The 7,250-nt window shown below is 47.1% G+C and carries 7 protein-coding genes; 3 read left to right on the forward strand and 4 right to left on the reverse strand.

What is annotated here, in order from left to right:
* Nucleotides 1–3: 3 nt before the first annotated feature.
* Nucleotides 4–174 carry a hypothetical protein gene (locus GX419_13130; protein ID NLI25639.1) on the reverse strand — a complete coding sequence of 57 codons (171 nt, stop codon included), beginning with the start codon at nt 172–174 and terminating at the stop codon, nt 4–6.
* Nucleotides 137–1,171, reverse strand: coding sequence for a tetratricopeptide repeat protein (locus GX419_13135; GenBank protein NLI25640.1), 1,035 nt, complete (start codon nt 1,169–1,171; stop codon nt 137–139). Before GX419_13135 ends, GX419_13130 begins: the two co-directional genes overlap by 38 nt.
* Before the next feature lie 116 nt (nt 1,172–1,287).
* On the opposite strand from GX419_13135, the gene GX419_13140 reads away from it, so the two are divergent.
* From GX419_13140 to GX419_13150, 3 genes are all read left to right on the forward strand, one after another.
* Nucleotides 1,288–3,906: a hypothetical protein gene (locus GX419_13140; protein ID NLI25641.1), complete on the forward strand. Its 2,619-nt coding sequence runs from the start codon at nt 1,288–1,290 to the stop codon at nt 3,904–3,906.
* 390 nt (nt 3,907–4,296) lie between these two features.
* A complete protein-coding gene (locus GX419_13145) occupies nt 4,297–5,157 on the forward strand; it encodes a sigma-70 family RNA polymerase sigma factor (protein NLI25642.1) in 861 nt (286 codons plus the stop codon).
* A 132-nt stretch (nt 5,158–5,289) separates the two neighbouring features.
* On the forward strand, nt 5,290–6,147 hold the full coding sequence (locus tag GX419_13150; GenBank protein NLI25643.1) for a hypothetical protein: 858 nt from the start codon (nt 5,290–5,292) through the stop codon (nt 6,145–6,147).
* A 54-nt stretch (nt 6,148–6,201) separates the two neighbouring features.
* Here the strand turns inward: GX419_13150 and GX419_13155 are convergent, their stop codons facing one another.
* Nucleotides 6,202–6,978: a tryptophan synthase subunit alpha gene (locus GX419_13155; protein ID NLI25644.1), complete on the reverse strand. Its 777-nt coding sequence runs from the start codon at nt 6,976–6,978 to the stop codon at nt 6,202–6,204.
* Nucleotides 6,975–7,250: tryptophan synthase subunit beta (locus GX419_13160; GenBank protein NLI25645.1), on the reverse strand; the 276-nt coding region annotated here is incomplete at its 5' end. The genes GX419_13155 and GX419_13160, both read right to left, overlap by 4 nt.

Consider the following 7,250-nt stretch of genomic DNA (forward strand, 5'->3'; position numbering starts at 1 on the left):
GCTTTAGCTCCTGATGCGCAATCCGGGCTTAATCGGCCGCTTCCACTGCGTTTCAGCGGGATTTGCCCGGATGCTTTCGCGCAAGGCCAGCGCACTGCGCATCAGTTCGTTTTCACTCCTGATGCGCAATCCGGGCTTAACGCAGGTATTGCTGTTGTCCGAACCAGTCGGCAAAGCGGTTCATTTTATCAGGATTTTTGGCAAACCAGGCCTCTGCTTCCTCAGGTCTGGCACCCCGGCTGATATAATAACTGAAAGCTTCTGCATTACCGGATGTATGGACTTCGGAAAGGAAAGGAATATATAAATTCCACCAAAGGCTGTTAATATTCTTCTTTATTTCACTCAGTGCCGAGAAGAATGTACGGTTTCGTTCAGCAAACCGTCCGAGTTCAGTGCTGTCGGTTTTCCCGGCAATGCTTGCCACTGCCGCCATACTTACTGTCATTTCAAATACTCCAAGGCTGTCAGAATCTTCTCTGGAATGCATACTGGCACTGATTTTACCGGGCCGATCGGAGGTCATACCCTTGACCTGCAAGGATGCCAGCATCTCCCATGCGGTTTTTGATCTTTCAGTGCGCGATTCAATCAATAGAAAAAAATACAGCGGGAACATTGCCTTTACTCTGTTTCCCAGTTCGGCTTCGGCATAGGCCAGCAGGAGGTGGCTTCCCGGATGGCTCGGTCTGAGCCGGACAGAACGGCACAGTATCTGCTCTGCTTCCCGGTATCGTTTCATACGGTAGAGCGTCAGTCCTTTATTGTATGCAAGCAAATGATCCTCAGGGAAGTATTTCATTCCTTCATCAAACACCTTCAGGGCTTTTTCCCTTTGCCCCAGTTCATCGAGCGAAGATCCCCAAACTGCGTACGATCCGGCATAGGGGGTTTTCCCTTTCCTGATACTGTTTTTTGCATACGCTGCTGCCCGTTTGTAATCACCCGTGCTCATAAAGGTATAGGCCATCTCGTACATGGCTTCTGCATTGGTGGGATCTGACTCAAGCACTTTCTGATAACATTCCAGGGCCTCTCTGAATTTGCCTTCATCATGGAAACGCATTCCCTGCCGCAGAAGGGAATCCGTCTGACCAGACGAGACGGAACATAAAAGAAGCAGAATGGACTTCACCATTGCAAGCCGCAGAAAAAAAGAATACCGTGACATAGCGTCCGATGATAAATTTCTTCCAATATACAAATTCCTGACGGAGATATGCATGAGGAAAGATCAAAGTATTATTTTTGTTTTCAATAATTACAACCAACCTAAAATACCAATCTATGTTTTCACAGCGCATGGTCAGGCGATCTGTTGCATTGCCGTTTCTTTTTTTTCTCTTTCTGCCGGCAATCTTGCCCGCAGGTGCTCAGAATCTAACAAGGAATGTTCCTGCCAGGGAATGTTCCGGTGTTTATTTGCTGTATTCGGTGAAAGGGAACGCTAATATTCCTTCAGGTGTTCCTTTTTCTGAGGTGATTCGCCCATTGGATACACTTCTGGTAATGTCTTCCATTCCCTGCACATTGAATGTTTACGACGGAGGAGGGAAAACTTATGTAACTGTTCCGGTTGATAAAACGGTTTCATTCGTTGTCGGAGGGAAACCGGGAATGCATAAGGCAATTCTTCTGGACAAAAGGGGCGAAGTGCTCCGCACCTTTACGTTTCAAATGGAGCCTGCTACGAAGATTTCCGACAGGGGGAAATTCGAGAACCTGTTTCATCTTCTGTATAAAGGAATGTGTGTTTACAGTCCTGACGGAACTGAAACCTATTATTTCAGAGGGAAAGAGTACAAGGTCTTTGTTCCCTGGGTTCTGGATAACGATCAGACCAATAAAGGGATGCGGTATTTCAGTCCGTACGGCTCTGATATGATTGATGTGTTCAGCGAGGTTCAGAGGGAAGACGGGATGATATACAGTTTTATCAGAAACAGTGAACGGCCAGGTTATTATGACCTTGCATACGGATCCACCAATTTTGTTAAAAGGTATGATACGGTTCTTTTTGTCCGCCAGCCCAATGAAAACCATGTGGAGTACCTGTTTGTCGACCTGTTGTACCAATGCTGGAAAGCAACGGGAGATGACCGGTGGATGCAGTCGAAACTGGCTTCGGCCGCCCGCGCTCTTGATTATAATGTTACCGACAGCCTGCGCTGGTCGAAAAGATTCGGGCTGCTGAAACGTCCTTATACCATTGATTCGTGGGACTTTCAGGTAGATGATGAATATACGCCAAGGGATGCTTTAACCCCAACTATGTGCGTTGTTCCCGGAAAAACCAAGTTCGGGATTTTCTATGGCGATAATACCGGCTATGCGCAGGCGTGCGAGTACCTGGCCGAAATGTTTGCCCATGCCGGTGACCAGGCCTCGGCAGCAAAATACCGGCAGAGAGCCCGGGAAATCAGGGAACGGCTGAATGCTCTTGCATGGAACGGGCGCTTCTTTACTCATTTTATTGATGAAGATCCATCGGTTAAAAGAAACCTGGGTGTGGACGAAAAAAGCCAGATTTCTCAGTCGAATGCCTATTCGGTCAACAGAGGGTTGCCTTATGAACAGAATGTTGCAATCATTGAAACCTATCTTGATCTGAAGAGACATCTGCCACCCGGTTCTCCGGGAGAATGGTACGCAATCTATCCTCCCTTTGAAAAGGGTTTCGGAGGACATAACGAAAAGTGGCAGTATATGAACGGAGGGGTTGCCGGACATGCCGCCGGAGAATTGGCGAGAGGTGCATTTGAAAATGGCTATGAATGGTATGGAACTGACATTCTTTTGCGATTGCTTGACCTGGGAAATAGATATGGTAATGGCTCACGCATATGGTTTTCTTATACCGGAGCTTATCCTCCACCTCCTCCTGATCCTGTATATCAGCCACTGGATATTCGTAAGGCGGCGAATATGAGCATTTATGACCAGGCAGGTAAGGGAACATTGCCCTGGATGAATGAGCGCCGGGGAAACGACATGCGGAACCTGCCCTGGGGAAAACAGACCTTTGGCGGGATTGAATTTTATATTCAAGATCCGTCAGCAAATAAGGGTAAAACTGTGATCGGGCTTTCAAAACAAAAAGGTTTTCTGCAACAGGTTTCTCTTCCTGTTGGAAGAAAGACCGGTATGATAGGCCTGCTTCACACAATCGGACAGACCGGCTCAGAAGGGATTGCAGGAAGTGTAATGTTTCATTATGTTGACGGAACTTCAGCAGCGCAGTATATTGTCAACGGAAAGCATGTAACAGGGTGGTGGTTCCCTGAATTGAACGGAAAACTGGCCGGAGTTGCCTGGCGCGGTCCGAACGGCGTAAGCAATGATGTGGGGGTGTGCTGGGCAGGAATTTCCAATCCCTTTCCGGAAAAGGAGATCCGGGAAATCACATTCCGGTGCAGCGATGATAAAGGCATTTGGGCCATTATTGCCGTAAGTCTGGCCGACAGAATGAAATATATTCCGCCCCCGCCCGAGTCGTACGGAGGCCCGGACAACTGGGCGGCTGCGCTGGGCATGGCTGCTCTGGTAGAAGGCCTGGCCGGCATCACCGATCAGGGTACGGCGTTTTCTCATCCCCGCATTGCTCCCAGATGGATTTCTGCCCACACCGATACCGTCCTGGTAACTGTGCGCTATGCCGCTTCCAACGGATATGTGGCATATACCTTTCATCATAATGCAGAAAAGCGGACCATCAGGCTCACTGTTACCGGAAGCGGCGAAGAAGCATTCGTCCATGTTCTCCTGCCATCCGACGCAGAAACAGTTCGCAGGATAACGGCCTTTGATCAGAATGTTCCTTTTAAAATCAGCTTGGTGGGAAAATCAAAATATGCTGATTTTTCGCTTCCTTTGAAAGGTATAACAACCTGTGAGGTAGCGTATTGAATAACCATGGTCTTGGTGCATCCTTTGTGAGGCACCTGATCCGCTCTATCCCATATGAAATTTTACCGGGGTTGCCGAAAAGCGGATTTTTAAACCATCCCCGTAATGCTGTTGTGGTAAATTCAAAACGGCACAATTTTTGCATTACTTTATTGTAAGATTTTTTTTAAAAAAATTTTTACCTTTGCGGGATATTTTGTTTGATAATTAAGTACTTAATAGTATATTTTAAAATATTCTGAAGCAATAACTTGGATGTTACAGGACAGAAAAATTTCTGTAAAAAATGTAACATTCGGTTTTTTTTTTTCGTATAACGGTATAATGAAACTGAACAAGAGGCGTTACTAATTTGTTGGTGTAACGATAATAAACTGTGAGGAGTTTGCGATGAGACAACTGAAAATTACAAAGTCGATTACCAACCGGGAAAGTGCTTCACTGGAAAAGTACCTGCTGGAGATTGGCAAAGAAGAATTACTGACTGTTGAAGAGGAAGTGGAGCTGGCCCGGCGTATCCGGAGCGGTGACCGCGCTGCCCTGGAAAGGTTGGTGCGTGCCAATCTCCGTTTTGTGGTATCGGTGGCCAAACAATACCAGCATCAGGGGCTTAGCCTGCCTGACCTGATCAATGAAGGGAACCTGGGCCTGATAAAGGCTGCCGAAAAGTTCGACGAGACCAAAGGTTTTAAGTTTATATCCTATGCCGTATGGTGGATACGGCAGAGCATTCTGCAGGCCATTGCAGAACAAAGCCGTATTGTAAGGCTTCCGCTGAACAAGATCGGCACAATTAACAAGATCAACAAGGTGTTCAATGCCCTGGAACAGGAGTTCCAGCGTCCTCCTACACCCAAGGAAGTTGCCGAACGGGTGGAACTGCCGGAAGAAAAGGTAGCCAGTACCCTCCGCCTGCAGGGCCGTCATCTTTCGGTTGATGCACCCTTTGGCGAAGAAGAAGACGGCAGTCTGCTCGACGTAATGGAAAACAAAGAATCCCCGGTGGCTGATGATGAGCTTATCAAGGAATCTCTCCGGAAGGAAATCAGCCGTACCCTTTCTGTGCTCAGCGAAAAGGAACGTTCGGTTATTGAACGTTACTTTGGCATCGGCCATAAAGAAATGTCGCTCGAAGAAATTGGCGCCGAAATCGGATTGTCGAGAGAGCGTACACGGCAAATTAAAGAAAAGGCTATCCGGAGGCTTCAGCGGACATCTAAAAACAAACTGCTGAGATCTTACCTCGGATAAATTTTAAATTAAAACATTGATTATGAGACAGATAAATTCTGTCTCTTTTTTTTTTCATTCTTCCGTTAAACCTGGTGACCGGTTTTGCATCTAAAAGTCAAACTTTAATGTAAAACCTAAAATTCACGAACTATGAGAACAATGCATCGTTTTATGCTAACTGCCGGGATAATGATTTCCACGGTATTGTTTTTTTCGGCCTGCAACAAGGATGACAGCTTTTTAACCAACGACGAGGGGCAGACTGTTCTTGACGATGCCCTGATGGATGCAACGGATCAGGACATTATGAGCTTTGCCGATCAGTACGATGACATGCTGGACAACCTGAACCTGAAAAGCGGTGAGGCAGTTCTTTCCGACACATGTCCTGTTGTGACCCATTATACTTCGGGTGATACTGTTATACTTACGGTAGATTTCGGTAACGGCTGCACCGATCGTAACGACAATGTACGCAGCGGCAAAATCATTGTCAAGCGCATCGGGCACTACCGTGATTTGGGTTTCCTGAAAATTGTCGAATTGCAGAATTTCCATGTGAACGGCAACCTGATTGAGGGAACCCGCATAGTGGAAAACATGGGGCTGAATGAAAACGGGCACTATTACTTTTCGGTAACCCTGAGGAACGGAAAAGTAACAACCAGTGACGGTGCAGTTATGACCCGTGAATATACCCGTACGCGCGAATGGGTGGCCGGTGCCGAAACACGCAATGTGTGGGACGATGAATACCTGATTACCGGATACGCAACGGGAACCAATTTTAAAGGGTTCAGCTATTCCAGAACCATTGTGGAGCCCTTGCACGTAAAAATGGCCTGCCGGTTTATCGTGAGCGGTGTGATCGAAATCAAAATCGGTGATAAAGAGCCTGTTATTATAGACTACGGTGATGGTGAATGCGACAACAAGGTAACCATTTCCAAAGGAACCGAATCGCAGGTCAGGGAAATGAAGATGCACAGATTTCGCTGGAGGAGGTAAGAGTTCTCTCCATAATGTACAGAGGCATGCCGGTTTGTTTGCGGCATGCCTTTTTTATTTGGATCTGATGGAACTGACAAAATTTCTTATCTGCTCCGGAAGGTTTTCACCGTGCTGTATTGCTTCAATAAAGGCAGTGCCTACAATTGCCCCGGCGGCATACCGGCAGGCTTCCTCAAAGGTCTCACGACTGCGTATGCCAAAGCCGATCAGCAATGGGTGCACCAGGTTCAGTGAGCGGATGTGTTCAAAGTAATTCCGGTGGGCGTCGAATCCGCTTTTTCGGGTTCCTGTTGTGGCCGATGTAGAAAGCATATAAATAAAACTGTCACTCAGGCTGTCAATTTTTCTTATTCTTTCGTCCGGGGTCTGGGGCGTAATGAGAAAAATGTTTGACAGGGCATATTTTTCAAAAAGGGGTTTAAATTGTTCTTCGTATTCTTCCGGCGGAAGGTCCGGGAGAATGATTCCGTCAATTCCCAGGAAATGGGCATCTTCCAGAAATTTTTCGATTCCGTATGAGAGAACGGGATTGAGGTATCCCATCAATATCAGAGGCATGGAAACCTGTTCCCTTGTTTCAGATAATTGCCGGAACAGAACTTTCAGCGACATGCCATTCTGCAGGGCAACCTGGCTGCTGTGCTGAATAACGGGCCCGTCGGCAAGAGGATCTGAGAAGGGCATACCGATTTCAGCCAGGTCAACTCCATTTTGTTCCAGTTCTTTCAGAATAGTGCCGGTATCATTTAGTCTGGGGTATCCGGCCGTAAAAAACACGGAAAGAATATTGTTCTGTTTTTTCTGAAAAAGGGTATGAAGCCGGTTCATGGATTTTGTTTTTCGGTGTTAGTAAGATAATTGGTATAGGCGGCCAGGTCTTTGTCGCCTCGTCCGCTCAGGTTGATCACAACCTTCTGCGATGGTTTGAAAGGAATCATGGATAGAGCCGCCAGGGCGTGTGCTGATTCAAGGGCTGGAATAATGCCTTCGAGCCGCGTCAGTTCCAGAGCTGCTTCCAGTGCTTCTGTGTCGGTGGCCGATAGGAATTGCACCCGGCCGGTTTCGTATAGCCAGGAATGCATCGGTCCGATTCCGGGATA

This window comes from Bacteroidales bacterium (assembly GCA_012517825.1).
Taxonomy (GTDB): Bacteria; Bacteroidota; Bacteroidia; order Bacteroidales; family JAAYUG01; genus JAAYUG01.

Excerpts from the sequence above, each read along its gene's own strand:
- GX419_13135 (NLI25640.1), bottom strand. The coding sequence starts at position 1,171 with ATGTCACGGTATTCTTTTTTTCTGCGGCTTGCAATGGTGAAGTCCATT.
- GX419_13140 (NLI25641.1), top strand. The coding sequence starts at position 1,288 with ATGTTTTCACAGCGCATGGTCAGGCGATCTGTTGCATTGCCGTTTCTT.
- GX419_13145 (NLI25642.1), top strand. The coding sequence starts at position 4,297 with ATGAGACAACTGAAAATTACAAAGTCGATTACCAACCGGGAAAGTGCT.
- GX419_13150 (NLI25643.1), top strand. The coding sequence starts at position 5,290 with ATGAGAACAATGCATCGTTTTATGCTAACTGCCGGGATAATGATTTCC.
- GX419_13155 (NLI25644.1), bottom strand. The coding sequence starts at position 6,978 with ATGAACCGGCTTCATACCCTTTTTCAGAAAAAACAGAACAATATTCTT.